Raw genomic sequence first — 17,215 nt, 5'->3', positions numbered from 1 at the left:
CAAACCCGCCGATCAGGGAATTTTCGATGCCCATAATTGCGGAGACTTCGGTGCCCGTTGACAGCTTGGGCAGGTGCTTCACGTCCATGTGGATGAAGCCGACCTCGTAGTCCTTGAAGCTGCCGTGCGGCTTGCGGGCCTTCTCGGCAGGCGGCAGCCGGTTGAGCCCTCGGCCTTGAGGATGCGGTAGACCGCATCCCGGTTCAGGTGTGGCAAGAAGTGGCCGACGACGAAAGTCAGCGCGTCGAGGGGAAAGCCGGTGCTTCGGCGGAGCGCGCACACGATGGCGCACTCCTCATCGCTGGCGCGCCAGGGCAGCTTGTGGGGTCGCGCCGAGCGATCCTGGCAAGCATCGGGACGGCGTATGCGCCACTTGCGGATGATCTCGGTGAAGACACCGTAGCGCTTGGTCAGCACACCGGAGCTCTTATGGGAGCGGGCAATCTCAGCGCGCACCGCTGGGGCTGTGCGCGTCTTCTGTAATCGGGTTGGTCAATGACCGGCTTTGATGCCACGTCGCGGGGTCCGCTCTTCTGTTCGTGGTCGGCGAGGTGCCGCCACAGGATACGGCCAGGTAGGCAGGACGGACCAATCTACGAAGCGGGCTCGACCGAGGTCGGCACCGGCGCTGTTGCGGTCTTGTCCAACCTCGTCCCCGTGACTGGACCTCAGCCGCTGGATCGGTGCGAGGGTTGCCGCTCAGGCCGCTATCGCGCCTCGACTCCAGCGGAACTCGGTGCCGTCGCGCCACATCCGATGCAGCACGACGGCCAGTTTGCGGGCGACCGCCACCTTCGCGCGACGCATGCCGGCGCGCTTGGCCTCGGCCATGCCCCACGCCTTGAGCGCCGACCATCTCTGGGTGCGGGTCAGCAGAACGTTGGCTGCCTCGTACAAGGCTTGGCGCGCCAGGCCATCACCCCGTTTGCTGATGTGCCCGGTTCCGTCCGTCTCGCCGGATTGATAGCGGCGTGGAGTCAGACCGAAGTGTGCCCCGACAGCGCGTGAGCGGGTGAAGCGGCTTTGATCGTCAACGGCCGAGCAGAAGGTCAAAGCCGTGACGGGGTCGATCCCAGGCGCGGTCATCAGGCGCCGGCAGACTGGATCCGACGGCACGGCGAAGGGCGCGACGGTGTGGAGTGGCTACAAGGTGCACCAGACCGTGACGTGCGGCGTGAGCACCCCGAACCTGGTCACCGACATCGAGACAACGACCGCCGGGGTCTCGGACGACACGACGACATCCACCATCCACGCAGCACTCAATGCCCGGGGCCTGCTCCCGAAGACTCACACCGCGGACAGAGACTTCGTGAATGCGGCTCTGCTCGTTGGCGCGCAATGCCTATGGGTGTCCGGTAGAGTTGCTGCTTTGGAAGTGGATGCTCGCCACCACGACCGAAGCCGCCTAGCTGCCAGGGCCACTCGCCGAGCGCTTCAGTCAACCCAGAAGAAAGTAGTTGCGATCACGAGCCCCGCTGCAAGCCTCGTCAAGCTTAAACAGATCAAACGGCTCTGTTCGGCGCTGCAAAACGGGAAGATGGGTGAAGACTGCAACGACAAGCTCAATGCGGGCCGTGTTGATATTTGATCCTAAAGAGATGGTTTTTCAATCCAGGCTAAAGCATGCGTTCTAAGCGCCGGAATGCTGTTCAGCATAGAATAGACCGATGGGTGCAGCCAGCAAACTGCGCGCGCAAGTGGCGGCGCGAGAGTTATCCTTTTGAACGCTACCCGGCCTGAGGGGAAAAGCGAATGGATCTGCTTGAGCGGCACTCCTCTGACATCCGGATTGTACGGGTTGTTTACCGTCAAATCGTACCACAAGACTGCGCCTGACGGCTTCAACCATCGCCACATTGCACTAGCAAGATCCTTTTGGAAGTCATTGTCGGCGATCGAGGAAAAGACGGTGAATTGCAGTACAATATCCTGACTAGATGGCTCGATGGGTGCCGTGCGGGCGTCGCCAGTTATCAATCCGATCGTCTCTGGTAACTTCCGACGAGCTCGAACTATATAATCTCTATTAAGCTCGATACCAACCAATCTTTCCGGAGAAAATCCGAAAGTTAGCAGTTCCGATAAGACGTTGCCCTCACCGCATCCGATTTCAACAAGGCGAAGCTTCGATAAATCATGCCATCCTCGTCTAGCCAAATAGTATTTAACAGCTCTCTTTCTTTCATCTACAATCTTGATCATCTCCGGGCGCTTGAGACTATAGCGCTCTCCGTCGTCGCGACGTGAGTAGCGTTCTTTTATTGCCTCAATCTCGCGTTCCGGATCGCCCATGTTTTCCTCCAAGGTTATGGTCAGGGGAAGAGATCGTTGGCTTCAGCAGAGAATCAAAACCCGTCGTGACCATTCGGCCTCAAAATGGGTTGATCGCTTTTTTCAGGAGCGCGGGAGTAGCGCCGATCCCGCCGCCGCCAAGATGCTCTTGATCTCCGATAGAACTTCTATGCTGAAACGTTCGTCTGAAAATCTGCCGGCCGACGCTTCGGGCGTGAATGTGAATTCTCCAAAATATATTTTCCCCTGAATCGGATAGAGATCGATCCGCACGAAGTCAAAAGGCTGGGAAAGATTAGATGAAAATTCCACCATCCTCTCGAATTCGAGAGGCTTCCGCAGAATTTGATCCGGGATCGGATATTTGTATTCTATATTCATCGGCCTGAAATCTGGAACAGACACTAAAGCCCGCTTATGATTGAGGAACCGATCTAGATCAATCTGGCAAAAGAGTACTCGTCCTCTGCAGCAGAAAAATTTGTAATCGGGCGGTGACCGACCTTCAAAGTTCAAGCATTCCTCCACGATTATTTTGCGCGTCAGCTTAGCATATTGAGTTTCACGAAATGCTTGAAAATAATTCTTGGTTGCCGAATCGTAAAGCAGTCTGATTTTGGAAATTGTCGGGCTTTCTTCGAGAAATGTTATCCCGCCTGAATTGTGCGTTGGTTTCGCGATAACCGGCGCCCCGAAATGTCTGGTCAAGCGTAATCGAAGGTCTTCGGCGCTCGTCAGGCCGTATAATTCTATAACGTCTTCGTTTTTAGGTGTTAGCACCCTTGGCTCAAGACCTTTTGCGATAATTTTTGCGTGCTCTTTATCAGATGATGATATCTCCAGTGCGCTCCACTTATTTGATATCATTCGGTAGAAAAAGTAGTCGTTCAAACTACTGTGTGGACTATGCGGGTCTCTGGGCATTCTCCCAATCGATTTGCAGAAGTCATGCGCAGCGCAAGCATAGTTGAAAGGTCTGATATTCGGTAGTATGTTTTTTGCTTCGCGCCACAGTCCGTCGATGGCGCGAGTAGGAAAGCTCGCGAACCATGGGCTGATCAGCTTATGGTTTGAAACTCTGTCCATAGATCAAAACCGTGTAGGATCCTGTGATAAGCGCCCGCTGCCGAAAAAAGCGCAGAGTCATGCTACGAGCGGAGAATCACGCAGACTTTGATCGTTCGCAAATTTCCGTAATGTCGAAGCTTGGAGCGCGACCTGAGCGGGGTGAAACGGATGGTGGGCTGCTGAAACCTCATCGACGTCCCTCGTTGACGAAAAAAGCCTTGGCCGGCGTCAGGATCTCGCGGTCCTGACGCAGCATCTCGTTCTGGCGGGGCAGGCGCTTCAACTCGGCGACTATGTTCAGCTGCCGGTCAGAAGGCGGCGCGTCCGTCTCTCGATGGCGCTGGCCGTCGATCCAGTTGCGCAATGTCGAGAGACGGCCACGAGATCGGCGGCGACCTCGCGGCGCGAGCGGCCGCTCTTGCGCGCCCCCAGCCGCCGCGTGCTGCGCCTAATGCGCGCGATGTTTGATCCCGCGGTGTGGTGGTACGTTTGGCCACCATGCTGCGAGGGATGCGCTATGGGCCAAGTTCTCCACGGCAGCCAGTACGTTTCGGATGCTGTCCAGGCGGAACTGGCGGCCCTGGGCACCGCGAGTTCGCCCGCCTTCGTGCCCGCCCCTTCGTGCCCGCCCCAAAGGGAACGGTTGCGCCGAGCATTTCATCCGTACGTTGAAGGCGAACCTGTTGCGGGTGAAACACGTCGACACGATCGAAGACCTACGCCGCGCCCTTGTGGCGTTTCGCGAGCTCTACAATGAGAGGTGGTTGACCGAGCGGCACGGGTGCCGACGACGACCGCCATTCGCGCCGCTCCGCTTCCGCCCGCGATCTTGGCCGCGTAGGCTTCAAATCGGCGTCTCGCAATCCGCGGGCGGTATAGCGGTTTGCTTCACGTCGCATTGAGGCATTGCCCAGCCCCGGACTTTGGCAAAACGAAGCCACTGCTGAGCATCGCAACCTCAGCAATTGAGCCTGGAGTGCGATGAGACGGCGCTGATTGGAGACTTCGCGGCGGAGCTCGCGCGCGTGCTCGCGCCTCGTCTGCTCCAGCCGCACCGCCTTCCGCGCCGCTATTGGGCCTCCATCAGCGGCATGCCGGCGCGGGGCGTTTGCGAAGCCCAGCCCGCCGGTCCGATCATCCGCAGTTTTGTCGGATGGCGCTTGTGGAAGTGGCCCGAGGTGTTGCTGCGTGTTGCAGGCCCTGCAGAACACGTTTGGGGCAATAAAAAACCCGCCAAGCCAATGACCCCGCGGGTGATTTCTGTGGTGAGCGCGCTGGGACTCGAACCCAGGACCTACAGATTAAAAGAAACTGATGCGCCGGAAAGAGGCAAGCAATTCCAATGCGCTCGGTCTCCAAATTAGGCCAGCATATCTGGCGAGATCGCCTATGGGCAGGAGCCAGTTTGGAAACCGCCCCTGAGCCATTCTGCCTGCCCCGGCGCCCTGCCCTGCTGAGGGGTTCCAGCAAAGGGAACGGCTACGGCCGCTGACATCCATTCTGGTCGCAGATGTAGATCCCGGTCTCACCTCGCATGGTGCATGGCTTCCTAGGAAGATTCCGGAAGGCGACGTACCGATCGGTCATCCACTGGTCTACGAAGCGCTTAGAGCATGCGGGCGGACGCTTGGCTGGCTGGGCCAGTGCCGAGCCTGTCAGCACAAGCGAGGCGATCAGGTGGGACAGGAGTTTAAGCATCAAGGTCTGCGTTTGGCCCACTAGGCTTCTTCGACACCAGCGGCCAATCACCGGCTACCTGAAGCTGCCCCTCGATGTAGGGATCCGGGTTCCGGCCTCTCAAGATTTCGTTGGCTCGCCAAGCTCGGGCTTGTGGCGGCAGAAGGTGGATCCAGGGCGGACGGCCATCGGGATTCTGGCGGCGATCGCGGTGCGGTCCCAGCTCCGAGTCCCGGATAGTTCAGGGGCAGACGCTTTACCGGTCCACGGCGGAGCAGCTGGCGTGCGCTTGCTTCATTGATCGGCCGCGATCGTCGTTGGCCTTGGCGGTGTTCGCATAGCTGCGGTGTCCTGGACGAATGAAACCGCCTCGTTTCGCCCAGATTGATGCTTGATCAGGGGCACGGTCCCTGGCGCGATCAGGTGGTCCTTGCAGGGTATCGGGCGGTGATGGGCGTGATTGTTTCTGAGCGGTTGAGGAAGCGGTCTACTGCCCAGCCGCCGCTATCGCTTGTCGTAGCATCGGTCGTTTTTGCGATTGTGATCTGGGTTCCGATCTATCTGCTTGCTTATCGGCTCCACGTCCTCGAGAGAAGGAACGTAGGCGCACCAGCCGCACACCCCCTGATCGGCCGCTTTTGGGGCGTTCCATTGCGAACAGGCCGGGCAGACCTTCACGACGATGCGTGGGCCGTGGACGTATGCCAGTCCGCGGCCGCGGAACGTGACCTTTCCTTGAGGGAGGTCATCCGACATCGGTAGTTCCTACGTACCAAGTCGATAATCCGGATCAGCCGCTGGTATTTCCGGCCGGCGTCCCACCGGCGCCCGTTGGTCCGGTGGAATACGCGCTGCCCATGCGGCCGCCCGCAGCCCTCACAGCGTCCACCAGCGTGCCGGAACCGGATCACGGCCGACAGCTGCGGCCAGTCGATGAGGTAGAAGAAGCGGTGCTCGCGCCGGATCGGCATGAGGGCGCACTGCGGTATTCGGGGTGAAGAAAGCGTAGCGCTGCCCCCGGGCCGCACCTGGGCACCAACAATTGCCTGTCGGCGTTTCTCTGCGATCCCGCTAGCGCATCTGGTGAAGAGATGGGCGAGGGACAGGATCAGATCCTCGACGCGGCTGCGGCGCTTCGGGCCCACGGCCACACCGTCGAGCTGGATGGCGCGTCTGAGCGCTGGCTGATCGACGGCGGCCTTTGGCTCACAGACACGGAGTTGCTGGCCTTGGCAGTCCGCCTCGGCCTGATGGAAGGTCTTGCGCGGCCACAGTAGTCGTCGCGAACAGCAGGAGGCGCTTCAGCTGCCCCTCGCCGCGAATTCCCAGACCGGCACACCCCATTCCTCGCCGGGTAGGTTCCGGTAGGCCGAGATCCGCTCCAACAAGATCCCGTTCGACGGCGCGCTGGGTCCGCATCAACCACCACCGTCAAGCTAACTAGCACAATGTGCTATTAAGAGACTTCTAATATTTGGCACGAAGTACCGACTCGGCCGCTAGCATGGCAAGCTGCATGATTGTTAACGTTGGGTTTGCGCTGCCGGAGGACGGGAAGACAGCAGCGCTCGCAACTAGCAGATTTGAGACGGCGTGGCATCGCAGGTCTGGTCCCACCACAGAAGCCGACGAACGTAAGCCCATCCGCGCCGTGCCGGCCGGGTGGCAAGCGTCGTCTGACATCTCGCACAAGGGCCGGCCTTGTTTCTCATCAATTTCTGCGGCCCAACGTACCGGCATCGTGCTATCAAGTTTGTGGACTTTCCAGAAAGCCTTTGCACGCTTCAGAACGGCTTGAAAGGTCCTCTCCTCAGTCCTTCCTTTCTGCCAGTGCATTTGCAAGATGGGAATTCCGAAGTCATCCGCGCGCCCGCTTAAACTCAATCTGCAAGCTCTATCTGGAACTTGCTCAATGCGAGCCTCCAAAGCCAGCTCGACGCCTTTGCTTCTTTCCATGGCGGCTGAATGACAGGACCAGTAAAGGCTTGGGCAAACTTGCTCAAACCGGTTTCTCAAGGCCTTAACTGAGGACAGCACTCGCGAATGTCCGCCTATTGCAAGTCGCCGAGCATGCGGCGCCCAGTGATTTGCTGGAAACACATAACTGGCCGACACATAGCCGCTGGCTGCCCGGTCTGCGAGCTGAGATGAAAATGTGGTTTCGAGGCGAAGGCGACGTCTGGTGCGATGCTGAATATGTAGCCGGAAGAGTTGTGCGTTAGCCGTCACACCTCGGCCAATCTCGGCGATCAAATGATCGTGGAAGTAGCGACCGAGCGCACCACAATCCGAAAATGCTCGCTCGTTCGTAGATCTATCAAGCAGTAGGAGCAATCGTGTAGTTTCCAGGGTTCCACATGCTATGATGAATTCTTCGGCCTCGACAATCAGCCCGCGGCCTGCGGCGCATGTTGTTTGGACGGCGACAACTCGCCCTGAAATGGGGTCACATGTAAACCCGGCCGCGGTCGCATCGAGCCAAAGATCTATCTTCTCGGTCCGCAGTAAAAGATCGTGAAAAAGATAAGCGAAATTTCTCCTGCACAGATCGGGAAATTTTATCCAGCGCCCAACCAGCCCGCTGTCAGCATTGGTGGAAGCAACCAGATCGGACGGTTCCTGCTCGTAGCTGGTATGGTCCAGATCGAGCAGCTGTTCGACTTCGACAAGGAAGCGGTCGAGATCTGCCCGCTGCAAAGGCCAGCCAGCCATGCCAAGATGAGAGCGGGCGCCAAAATCGGACTCTGCCAGCGGCAAGAGACCTCCGCCCCAAATGGCCGAAGTTCCGCCCAGACCGCGTGCTCGTCCATCGGCGGCATGCCGGTAGGGACTGTCACACAAGTCGACCTCATTTAAGTGATGCAAGTCCTTACGGGCAGTAGCGCTGCCGCTCTCAAGTACCACAACATGACGTCCAGCGTCGGCGAGCCTTTTCGCCGTTACTAGTCCAGCGATGCCACCACCAATCACACAAACGGAACTTTGGACACGAAAGGTTGCCCTATCCAAAGACGCCGCATTTCGGATCATATCGCCGCACCTACATTCTATTTAAAAATTTGCTTACGCACATGTGGGAGTAGCCCGCGTCGGCGAACCGGGCGGGAGTAAGAAAGGGAACGCTCGGCACGTTACACCAAGCGGCTGCCTGAACAGTAACAGCGCCTGGAGCGAAGGGAAGGCTGTCGCGATGGCAGAACGGGCTGGCTCTCAGCAGTGCACTTCTCCGGGCGCTACAGAGGAAAGCCCGCCGCGGCGAGCCGGTCGGACTTCCGTGCGGACAGTGCGGACGCTGCAGACACCTTTCCGAGTGCCTCACCTGCGGAGGTATCGAGATCGCGCGGCCCCGCATGGCCCTCCCCGTCTGAGGAGGACCTGTGGCGGCTGGGGCGTGGATGGCCCCTAGGATTGCTTGTGCTGGCCCGTGGCGCCCGTCGTTGTGCCGGCCGGGCTGAGAGGCCGCCCATTACCTACCCGCACCGCGAGCTTTAGCTTGGCCGCATGTCCGATCTCGGCTTGCAGCTCCCGCTCCGGATCTTCGTCATGGAGGAGTCGGTGAAGGTGATGGACGCGGACGGGCGATGTGCGGCCTACGTCTACACGGCGGCCGAGCGCGAGCGGCGCTTGCAGACCAAGCGCCTATCGCCCGAGGAGGGCATCGAGGCGGCCAAGGTGATCGCGCGGGCCCTGACGGTCGAGCTGGAGCGTCGCAGCTCCGGGCTGGCCCGGGACTCCGCCGATCTCCTGCGCGGGATAGATGCGGTGACCGAGTCGGCTGAGCAGACATGAGAGGTCCCGCCGCGGCGAGCCACCTTGTAATCAGTTCTCGGGGCGCCAACCTCTCCTGTAATCGGATTGGATGAGAGGTCAAATGCCCCGACTGCTACAAAACCCCGATGGAAAGTACGCGATTTACTTCGGCGATTAGGCGTTGGCTACAGGCCTGAGCCATCGCCAAGCAGCCTATTTCGCCATCAGGGCAAACATCAAACCGCAGCATTAGCGACGGGCGCCAGCCCACCGCAGCGAACGGGGCGGGCTTTTGGTAGGCCCCGTCACAACCGCGGTAGCTCGCGCATGAACACCGCGACGATCTCGGCCTCCCATGCATGCAACTGAGGCATCAGTAGAAGTTGACTGGCTGCAGCCACCGCCGCCGCGCCTACTACTAAGGTGGCGATATCGGCGATGGGGCTCGTCCGGTGCATGGCATGGTCCTTCGGGAGCGCGTCTGGTTTCACGGCATGAGATACCCCTATTCCAGCCGTCACAGCCCGAATGTGCTCAGCGTCACACCAGTATATCCTGACGAGACGCGGTACGTTCTCGCGCACGAAAGAGCCTGTTTGGTAGTGGGACGTTGTTGGGACCGGGTGCGTTGGGCCATCGAGGAGCATGCCTGGCGCTTTGACGGCTGCCGTGGCCGTGGCTCCCGCCGGAGGGCCCGCTGATGCTCGCCATCCATCCCCAGGCTCGCACCACCCCGGCGGTTCGCGCCGAGATCGCCCGCTCCCATGAGAGTTCCGGCGTGCTGGCCAAGCGCTACGGCGTCTCCAGCTGCGGCGGACGCGCCGTCATCTGCAGGAGCGGGCGTTTGCCTGGGTAGGCCACCAGCGGCCGCTCGCCGTTGCCGAAGGGCAGGTCGACTTCGCGCGCCAGCGCTCGGTGGCCGGCAAGAGCTAGGGCGCCTACCCCAAACAGCACATCACGTCTAAGCATGTTCTCGTTCCTTGCATCCCTGTTCGCACGCCGTTCAAACGCGCAGCCCCAGCCCGAGCAGCCGGTCGGCGTTGCGCCAGAGGGCGGCCTCCAGGGCCTCGGTTCCTCAGGTAGGAACCGTCTCGGCGAAGATCGGCGGGCGGTGCTCATGAAACCCCGTCGCTTGCTCGAATGCATAGGCCATCCGCAGCAGCAGCGCTTCGTCGAAATGATCTCCAACGATCTGCAGCCCGATCGGCAAGCCGCCCGGATCAAAGCCGCAGGGCACAACCACGGATGGCAACGCCACATAGCTGAATGGAATTGTGAACTGTCGACCTCGCCCGTAATCCTGTGCCGAAGCTTTCAGAAGTGGCGCCGTCGTCGGCAGCGCCGGGGTCAGCAGCGCGTCGACATGATCGAATACCTTCTTCACCTGTGCGATGATCGCAGGCCGCTCATTCATGGTCTTTTCGTAATCCTGCTGTGACACCTTGGCGCCAGCCTCGATATTGCTGGTCACGATCGGACCAAATACCTCGGCCGCGTTCGGCGTGTCATGATATTTCTTTCCAAGTATCTGAAAAAATTCATAAAGCAGGATGTTCGTGAACAGCTTGTTATAATCGAGCTGCCCTTCAAGTGGCTCAATCTCGATCTCAGTGATGTTCGCACCGAGTGACCTCAGCGTGCCCGACGCCTCTGCAATAGCCTCGGCGACAGGCTTCTCGACATCTTTGTAGGTGTAGTTCTTAATTGTAGCAAAGGTCTTTCCCTTAACGCCTTCCTTAATGCCCGCGGTATAAGACTCCCGGCGTTGCGCGAGCGATGAAAATTTATCTTTGGGATCAAAGCCCGCCATCGCGTCGAGCAATAGGCCAAGATCAAACACGTTGCGCGCCAACGGCCCCGCGACATCGAGACTATAGGCACGCGGGAAGAGGCCGTGCAGGCTGACAAGCCCGTATGTCGGACGAATCCCGGCAATCCCGCACCAGCTCGCCGGGACACGGATCGATCCGCCGGTATCGCTGGATGTTCCACCGAAGCCGATGCCCGCCGCGAGAGCCGCACCGTTGCCGCTTGACGATCCGCCAGGCGAGCGGTCCAGCGCCCATGGATTATGGCAATCGCCGAAATAGGCGTTTGTGCCAGAAACCCCGGCGGCAAATTCATTCATGTTTGTCTTGCCGAGCACGATCACCCCGGCTTCAAGCAGATGGTGCACTGAGGTCGCATCTTCCGTCGTATGCCGATCGACGAACGCCTTCGAACCTACCGTCGTCGTAGTCCCCGCCATCTCATAAAGGTCCTTCACAAGGATAGGGATGCCGTGCAGCGGACCTCGATCCTTGCCATGCTTAAGCTCGGCGTCGCGTTCCGCCGCCGCCTTCAATGCCTGATCCTTTAGTTGTGAAATGAACATGTTCAGCTTCGGCTGATACAGCTCTATGTAGTGGTAGTACGCCTTCGTCAGATCGACGCACGAGAGGGAGCCGTCACGCATGCGTTTGCCGGCTTCGCTGATCGACATGGGCATGGGAGTATCCGCCTTCGCGGCAGAGACAGCTTGAGGAAGTACTGTCGCGGCAAATGCTGAAGCGCCGACAGCGGCCGAACGATCGAGGAACCCTCGCCGTGTCAGTCCGTCCGCGCAGGTCGTACCGCTATCTGCATCGTCATTTGTCATGAAGCGTATCCTCTCGACCGCTGTTATGAACAATGGCGCGCCGGTCGAATGTCACACCATGAGTTCGAGCACCGTTATTCGACGCGCCGGGAGCTTCGGTGGCGAAAACATGCCGCTCGCAGGGTGACGTGTCGCGTCAGTTCTGAGCGGCGAAGCCAACCGCCGCTCAGTCACGTATTGCGCTAGTGCGAAGACGCATTCGAAACGTACACGCCGAAGGTAAAATCGTGTGGCAATTCCAGTCGCTTAGCGGAACCGCCCCGCATCGTCCGTCCGCGTCTGTGCACTAGGCGTGCTGTTGCGGTCGCATGTCCGAACGATCAATGCCGGCCACGCTGACGGGCTTCTTCATCGCGTCTCTCCTGAAAGGCTCCCCAAGCTCCTGATTCAGGATGACCTCGATGAACGTCGTGATGCCACGGCCCTGATCTTCGCCTGCTTTCCGCACAGCCTCGGTTAGCGCGCTCTGCGTTTCTACCGCGACCCCCTTGAAGCCACAGCCTTCGGCGATCTTCGCATAGCTGAGCTTCGGGTCGAGTTCGGTGCCAACAAAGTTGTTGTCGTACCAGAGGGTCGTGTTGCGCTTTTCAGCACCCCATTGATAATTGCGGAAGACCACCATCGTAATCGCCGGCCATTCGTCTCGGCCGATCGAGCTCATCTCGTTCATAGAAATGCCAAAGGCACCGTCTCCCGCGAACCCGAAGACTGGCGTGTCCGGGCAACCGATCTTGGCTCCGATGATCGACGGGAAGCCATAGCCGCAGGGGCCGAACATGCCCGGCGCCAAGTATTTACGCCCCTGCTCGAAGGTCGGGTAGGCGTTGCCGATAGCGCAGTTGTTGCCGATGTCGGTGGAAATGATGGCATTCCGCGGCAGACCCGCCTGGATGGCGCGCCAAGCTTGGCGTGGAGACATGCGATCCTTGTCGCGCTCCCGCGCTTCAATGTTCCAGCTGGTCCCTGGATCGTCCTCCTCGTGATCGAGGGAAGCGAGCGTCTGGAGCCAAGCAGACTTGGTTTGGTGGATCAGCGCCTGTCGCTCCTTACGACCGGCATCACCCGCCGATGGGGACAGCTGTTCGAACAGCTGCCGCGCGACCTGCTTGGCATCGCCGCAGATCCCGACGGTGATCTTCTTGGTGAGGCCAATGCGATCGGGATTAATGTCGACCTGGATGACCTTGGCGTTTTTCGGCCAGTAGTCGATGCCATAGCCCGGCAGCGTCGAGAATGGATTGAGGCGAGTGCCGAGCGCCAGGACAACGTCCGCCTGCGCGATCAGCTCCATGGCCGCTCTGGAGCCGTTGTATCCGAGAGGCCCGACGGCCAAGCGGTGACTGCCGGGGAAGGCATCGTTATGCTGATAGTTGGAGCACACAGGCGCATCCAGCCGCTCAGCGAGCGCAGCCGATTCGGCAATGGCATCGCCAATCACAACACCGGCACCATTCAGGATCACCGGAAACTTCGCATTCGACAGAAGTTCCGCAGCCTGGGCGATCGCTTGCCTGCCTCCGGCCGGCCGCTCCAGCCTGACGATCTGAGGAAGCTCGATGTCAATGACTTGGGTCCAGAAATCCCGCGGGATGTTGATCTGCGCCGGGGCGCAGCCGCGCCACGCCTTCTCGATGACGCGGTTCAGCACCTCGGCGATGCGGGAGGGATCACGGACCTCCTCCTGGTAGCAGACCATGTCCTCGAACAGGGCCATCTGTTCCACTTCCTGGAACCCGCCCTGGCCGATGGTCTTGTTGGCGGCCTGCGGCGTCACCAGCAGCATCGGCGTGTGGTTCCAGTAAGCCGTCTTCATCGCTGTCACGAACCCAGTGACACCGGGTCCGTTCTGGGCGATGGCCATGGCCATCTTGCCGGTCGCGCGGGTGTAGCCGTCGCAGATGAGCCCGGCATTCGTCTCGTGTGCGCAATCCCAGAATGTGACTCCTGCCTTCGGGAATAGATCGGACACCGGCATCATGGCCGATCCGATGATGCCGAAGGCGTGTTCGATCCCGTGCATCTGAAGGACTTTGATGAAGGCCTCTTCGGTGGTCATTCTCATGGTATTCTCTCCCTTTCGTCGGATCCTTCGCGCCATCGGCCTGTTCTGGATGCTCGTGATTGGGATTGTGGTCGCGCGTGCCACCCCTTTGCTCCCGAGTTCGCCGTGGATTTCCGCAGAGACGCCGCACTCGCGAACTAACTTCACGCCGTTCTCAGCGCCTGAAGCACTGGCCTGTCCCCGGTCATGGCCGGGGACGTCGCGGATCATCCACGTTGAAGGGCGAGGTGGGCAGAATTGACCTGTCCCGAACGTGGCAGGCCGAGCAGCCGCGGGATCTCCGATGGTGTGTCGGCCACGGCCACGCCTGCGGCCTCAAGCGCCCGGCGCTTGCCTTCATAACTCCCGACGTTTCCCGAGACGATCGCGCCGGCATGGCCCATCTTCTTGCCTGGCGGCGAGGCGCGCCCGGCGATAAAGGAGACCACGGGCTTGTTCATTCCGGCCGCATACTCCGCGGCGGCCTCCTCCATCGCACCCCCGATTTCGCCCACCATCACCACGGCGCGCGTACGCTCGTCCTGGTCGAGAGCCGTCAGCGCATCCCGGGTCGTCGTCCCAATCATCGGATCACCGCCAATGCCCAGGAACGCCGATTGTCCGATGCCGGCGCGCGTCAGGTTGAGGCAGATCAGGGTGCCGAGGCTGCCGCTGCGGGAGATCACGCCAACGTCGCCCGGCTGGAAGATGTTTCCGTTGTGCCCCGGCATGATTCCGACAAACCCCTCGCCGGGTGTGACGACCCCGGCGGTGTTCGGGCCAATGATCCGCGTGCCGCGCCGTGCGGCCGCGTGATGAATCGCGATCACGTCGCGGGCTGGGATATGCTCGGTCAGGATGACCACGGTCGAGGCGCCCGCCTCGATGGCGTCCAGGGCAGCCTCCCGTGCAGCAGAGGGCGGGATGAACATGACCGCCCAATCGAAAGGTGTCTCGGCCATCGCGGCTTTGGCCGTGGCGTAGACCGGGACACCGAGATGGTGCTCCCCGGCGCGCTTCGGATTGACGCCGGCCACCACCTGCGTGCCGCAGGCCATCATCTTCTCGGTCCAGAAACTCCCCTGCTTGCCGGTGAGGCCCTGGACGAGGACGCGGGCGTTCTTGCGATAGATGATCATCGGGCTGCCTCCACCGCGGCCTGCACCGCGTCCTCCATGAGGTCGTAGGGCTCGACCCCGAGCCCCTCGCGCACGAGGCGCACGGCCTCGTCCTCGCCGGTCCCGTGGATCGAGAAGAACACCGGCACCTCCGGGGCGAGGCGCTTCCAGGCGGTCACGACGCCCTCGGCCATCACATCGGTGCGGGCGAACGCGCCGCAGAAGTTGACGACGAGGCTCTTCACGCCCGGATTGGCGAGGACGAGCCGCAGGGCCGCCTCCGACTTGGTGTAGGCCTCGCCGCCGATCTCCAGGAAGTTGGCCGGGGGGCCGCCAGAATGGCTGATCACATCCATGGTGGTCATGGTCAGGCCGGCGCCGTTGGCCAGAACGCCGACATCCCCGTCGAGCTGGATGAACTTGAGCCCGTTCTCGAGCCCCTCTCGCTCCAGTTCAGTCATCGGCTCCGCAGCCGCGGCTCCGGCGAGTTCGCCCTGGCGGAAGGCCGCGGCGTCGTCGAGGGTCAACTTGCAATCGAGCGCCACGACACGCCCGTCGGCGAGGAGTGCAATCGGATTGATCTCGATCAGCTCCGCATCGACATGGCCGGAGATTTGGTAGAGGGCCGCGAGGATGCCAGGAATCGCCTCGGCTGCCGGCCCGAGGTCGAGGCCCGAGACGAGGGCACGCGCCTCCTCGATGCTGAAGCCGCGGTCGAGGTCGACCGGATGGCGACGCAGGGCCTCCGGCCGGGTGGCGGCGACCTCCTCGATGTCCATGCCGCCCTCCGTGGAGAACAGCACAAGCGGGCGCCGGCTCGCGGTGTCGATCAGGATCGCGGCGTAGAATTCCCGAGCGATCTCGGCCCGCTCCTCCAAGAGCACCGAACGAACCGGGTGACCGTCGATCGTCATCCCGAGGATCGTCTCAGTGGCGCTGCGCGCCTGCTCCGCCGACTGCGCGGACTTGATACCGCCAGCCTTGCCGCGTTTACCCGTAGGCACTTGCGCCTTCACCATGCAGGGGCCGAGCTGCGCGAAAGCTTGCGCGGCGGCCTCAGGCGTCTCGCAGAGGATTGCGCGAGGTACCGGAATGCCGGCGGGTGCGAGCACCCGCGCCTTGGCGACGTGTTCGAGGAAGTTCATCGGCCGGCCTCCGCTGCAGTTTCCTCGCCGTAGCCGATCTTCTCCCAGTGCGGCCCGAACAGATCGCGCTCGCTCGGGCGGTCCTCGGGGATCGGGGTGACGAGGTGAGTGATGTTGAGGAAGTGGCGGTAGCTCAGGTTTTCGGAGATGCTGTTCTTCTGCCAGGAGCCGCAGCCCATGCTCAGGGTGAAGCCGAGACCTGAATTGAACCCGCCGCCGTTGCCGAAGGTGTGGGCGAAGTTCACCAGCACCCGGACCACGTCGAGGTCTTCGGCGAGCTCGCGGGCGCGGCCGAGATCCTTCGTGTGGATGCCACAGGAATGACCCTTGCCCTGATGCTCCAGGATCTCGCGTACGCGCGCCTTGGCGCCGGCGAAGTCGCGGGCGCGGTAGACGGTGAGGACGAGCGCCAGCTTCTCACCCGAGAACGGGTAGGCCCGTCCGACGCCCTCCTCCTCGACGAGGAAGAACGCCTTGCCCTGCGCCTCCGGCGGCAGCTCGAAGGCGCGGGCGAGGACGTCGGCGTCGCGGGCGATGAGGTCACGGTTGAGCTTGCCCTTGACCCAGAGCCGCTCGGCGATGCGCTGCTTCTCCTCCCCGCTGCAAAGATAGGCGCCGGCCCGCTCCAGGGCGGCGATGGCCTGATCGTAAACCGCGTCGACGATGACCACCGCGTTCTCCGAGGAGCAGGAGGTGGCGTTGTCGAAGATCTTCGAGTCGCGGATCCGGGCCGCGGCGGCGTCGAGGTCGGCGGTCTCATCGATCATCACCGGCACGTTGCCGGCGCCGACGCCGATAGCGGGCGTCCCGCTGGAATAGGCCCGGCGGACATTGTCCTGCGAGCCCGTGACCACGACGAGGTCGCAGGCGCGCATCATGGCCTCCGTGGACTCCTTCGTGACCGGAGCGGGCAGGATCTGCACGAGGTCGGCGGGCAGGCCGATCGCCGCCAGCTCCGACCGCATCAGCTCCACCGCGCGGGCGGTGGTGCGATAGCCCAGCGGCGAGGGCGCGATGACGATGGCGTTTCGGCCCTTGATCGCCATCATCGCCTTGTTGACGGGCGTGGCGCCGGGATTGGTCGAGGGCGTCACCGCCCCGATCACCCCCATGGGCTTGGCGTACTTGACAATGCCCTTGGCGGGATCCTCCTCGATGATCCCGACTGAACGCCCGCGCAGGAGGTCGCGCAGGGTTCCGAACGTCTTGCGCTGCTTCTTGACGATCTTGTCCGCGACATTGCCGAGGCCGGTATCGGCGACCGCGAGTTCCGCGACCTCGCGGGCATGCTCGGGCTTGTAGAGAGACCAGGCGAGCGCGCGGACGGCCGCGTCGGCCTCCTCCTGGCTGACATTGGCAAAGAGCCGCTGCGCCGCGCGGGCGCGCTGCATCACCGCATCGACGGGACCGGAATCGAAGGCCTTCGGGAAGGCTAATCCAGCTACTGGCTGGCTGAGCGATTGTGGAGCGGCAACGGACATAG

The 17,215-nt window shown here is 61.5% G+C and carries 10 protein-coding genes and 8 pseudogenes; 5 read left to right on the top strand and 13 right to left on the bottom strand.

Annotated features, from left to right (window positions below; genetic code table 11):
• Positions 1-55: 55 nt before the first annotated feature.
• Both ACYCO6_RS02590 and ACYCO6_RS02585 read right to left on the bottom strand, forming a co-directional pair.
• Positions 56-456, bottom strand: a pseudogene (locus ACYCO6_RS02590) (transposase family protein); the annotation flags it as partial.
• 243 nt (positions 457-699) lie between these two features.
• Positions 700-1,116: pseudogene (locus tag ACYCO6_RS02585) on the bottom strand (transposase); the annotation flags it as partial.
• A gap of 1 nt (position 1,117) precedes the next feature.
• Between ACYCO6_RS02585 and ACYCO6_RS02580 the strand changes: the two are divergent.
• A pseudogene (locus ACYCO6_RS02580) lies at positions 1,118-1,342 on the top strand (IS1182-like element ISMtsp10 family transposase); the annotation flags it as partial.
• Positions 1,343-1,593: 251 nt separating this feature from the next.
• On the opposite strand, the gene ACYCO6_RS02575 reads toward ACYCO6_RS02580, so the two are convergent.
• From ACYCO6_RS02575 to ACYCO6_RS02565, 3 genes and pseudogenes are all read right to left on the bottom strand, one after another.
• Positions 1,594-2,295: a class I SAM-dependent methyltransferase gene (locus ACYCO6_RS02575; RefSeq protein WP_459769009.1), complete on the bottom strand. Its 702-nt coding sequence runs from the start codon at positions 2,293-2,295 to the stop codon at positions 1,594-1,596.
• A 102-nt stretch (positions 2,296-2,397) separates the two neighbouring features.
• Positions 2,398-3,186 (bottom strand): ATP-grasp fold amidoligase family protein, encoded by a 789-nt coding sequence (locus tag ACYCO6_RS02570; RefSeq protein ID WP_459769006.1) that lies wholly within the window; start codon positions 3,184-3,186, stop codon positions 2,398-2,400.
• Positions 3,187-3,542: 356 nt separating this feature from the next.
• Positions 3,543-3,825, bottom strand: a pseudogene (locus ACYCO6_RS02565) (hypothetical protein); the annotation flags it as partial.
• Between the two features lie 70 nt (positions 3,826-3,895).
• Here ACYCO6_RS02565 and ACYCO6_RS02560 point away from each other — a divergent pair.
• A pseudogene (locus tag ACYCO6_RS02560) lies at positions 3,896-4,204 on the top strand (IS3-like element ISMtsp5 family transposase); the annotation flags it as partial.
• Positions 4,205-6,131: 1,927 nt separating this feature from the next.
• A complete protein-coding gene (locus ACYCO6_RS02555) occupies positions 6,132-6,317 on the top strand; it encodes a hypothetical protein (RefSeq protein WP_459769004.1) in 186 nt (61 codons plus the stop codon).
• A 190-nt stretch (positions 6,318-6,507) separates the two neighbouring features.
• Here the strand turns inward: ACYCO6_RS02555 and ACYCO6_RS02550 are convergent, their stop codons facing one another.
• Together ACYCO6_RS02550 and ACYCO6_RS02545 are read right to left on the bottom strand one after the other, a co-directional pair.
• Positions 6,508-7,797, bottom strand: a complete 1,290-nt coding sequence (locus ACYCO6_RS02550; RefSeq protein WP_459773410.1) for a GMC oxidoreductase — start codon at positions 7,795-7,797, stop codon at positions 6,508-6,510.
• A 138-nt stretch (positions 7,798-7,935) separates the two neighbouring features.
• A pseudogene (locus ACYCO6_RS02545) lies at positions 7,936-8,070 on the bottom strand (NAD(P)-binding protein); the annotation flags it as partial.
• Between the two features lie 471 nt (positions 8,071-8,541).
• Here ACYCO6_RS02545 and ACYCO6_RS02540 point away from each other — a divergent pair.
• Positions 8,542-8,829 (top strand): hypothetical protein, encoded by a 288-nt coding sequence (locus ACYCO6_RS02540; RefSeq protein ID WP_459769002.1) that lies wholly within the window; start codon positions 8,542-8,544, stop codon positions 8,827-8,829.
• A gap of 661 nt (positions 8,830-9,490) precedes the next feature.
• Positions 9,491-9,595, top strand: a pseudogene (locus tag ACYCO6_RS02535) (IS481 family transposase); the annotation flags it as partial.
• Here the strand turns inward: ACYCO6_RS02535 and ACYCO6_RS02530 are convergent.
• From ACYCO6_RS02530 to sauS, 6 genes and pseudogenes are all read right to left on the bottom strand, one after another.
• Positions 9,586-9,759, bottom strand: a pseudogene (locus tag ACYCO6_RS02530) (molybdopterin-dependent oxidoreductase); the annotation flags it as partial. The pseudogenes ACYCO6_RS02535 and ACYCO6_RS02530 sit on opposite strands and share 10 nt — an antisense overlap.
• Positions 9,760-9,865: 106 nt before the next feature.
• Positions 9,866-11,428, bottom strand: a complete 1,563-nt coding sequence (locus tag ACYCO6_RS02525) for an amidase (protein WP_459769000.1) — start codon at positions 11,426-11,428, stop codon at positions 9,866-9,868.
• A gap of 286 nt (positions 11,429-11,714) precedes the next feature.
• Positions 11,715-13,490: a sulfoacetaldehyde acetyltransferase gene (gene xsc / locus ACYCO6_RS02520; RefSeq protein ID WP_459768998.1), complete on the bottom strand. Its 1,776-nt coding sequence runs from the start codon at positions 13,488-13,490 to the stop codon at positions 11,715-11,717.
• 206 nt (positions 13,491-13,696) lie between these two features.
• Positions 13,697-14,608 carry a succinate--CoA ligase subunit alpha gene (gene sucD / locus ACYCO6_RS02515; RefSeq protein ID WP_459768996.1) on the bottom strand — a complete coding sequence of 304 codons (912 nt, stop codon included), beginning with the start codon at positions 14,606-14,608 and terminating at the stop codon, positions 13,697-13,699.
• The gene (locus ACYCO6_RS02510; RefSeq protein ID WP_459768994.1) at positions 14,605-15,732 is read right to left on the bottom strand and encodes a succinate--CoA ligase subunit beta; all 1,128 of its coding nucleotides are present in this window, start codon (positions 15,730-15,732) and stop codon (positions 14,605-14,607) included. The genes sucD and ACYCO6_RS02510 overlap by 4 nt, the downstream gene beginning before the upstream one ends.
• On the bottom strand, positions 15,729-17,213 hold the full coding sequence (gene sauS, locus ACYCO6_RS02505) for an acylating sulfoacetaldehyde dehydrogenase (RefSeq protein ID WP_459768992.1): 1,485 nt from the start codon (positions 17,211-17,213) through the stop codon (positions 15,729-15,731). Before sauS ends, ACYCO6_RS02510 begins: the two co-directional genes overlap by 4 nt.
• Positions 17,214-17,215 lie beyond the last annotated feature (2 nt).

Source organism: Methylobacterium sp. CM6257 (assembly GCF_054611515.1).
The sequence above is the reverse complement of the archived record's forward strand: the minus strand, read 5'-3'. Positions and strand labels throughout refer to the sequence as shown.

Bases quoted from the DNA above. Each gene is read 5' to 3' on its own strand.
- ACYCO6_RS02575 (WP_459769009.1), bottom strand. From the start codon at position 2,295: ATGGGCGATCCGGAACGCGAGATTGAGGCAATAAAAGAACGCTACTCA.
- ACYCO6_RS02555 (WP_459769004.1), top strand. From the start codon at position 6,132: ATGGGCGAGGGACAGGATCAGATCCTCGACGCGGCTGCGGCGCTTCGG.
- ACYCO6_RS02540 (WP_459769002.1), top strand. From the start codon at position 8,542: ATGTCCGATCTCGGCTTGCAGCTCCCGCTCCGGATCTTCGTCATGGAG.
- ACYCO6_RS02525 (WP_459769000.1), bottom strand. From the start codon at position 11,428: ATGACAAATGACGATGCAGATAGCGGTACGACCTGCGCGGACGGACTG.
- xsc (WP_459768998.1), bottom strand. From the start codon at position 13,490: ATGAGAATGACCACCGAAGAGGCCTTCATCAAAGTCCTTCAGATGCAC.
- sucD (WP_459768996.1), bottom strand. From the start codon at position 14,608: ATGATCATCTATCGCAAGAACGCCCGCGTCCTCGTCCAGGGCCTCACC.
- ACYCO6_RS02510 (WP_459768994.1), bottom strand. From the start codon at position 15,732: ATGAACTTCCTCGAACACGTCGCCAAGGCGCGGGTGCTCGCACCCGCC.
- sauS (WP_459768992.1), bottom strand. From the start codon at position 17,213: ATGTCCGTTGCCGCTCCACAATCGCTCAGCCAGCCAGTAGCTGGATTA.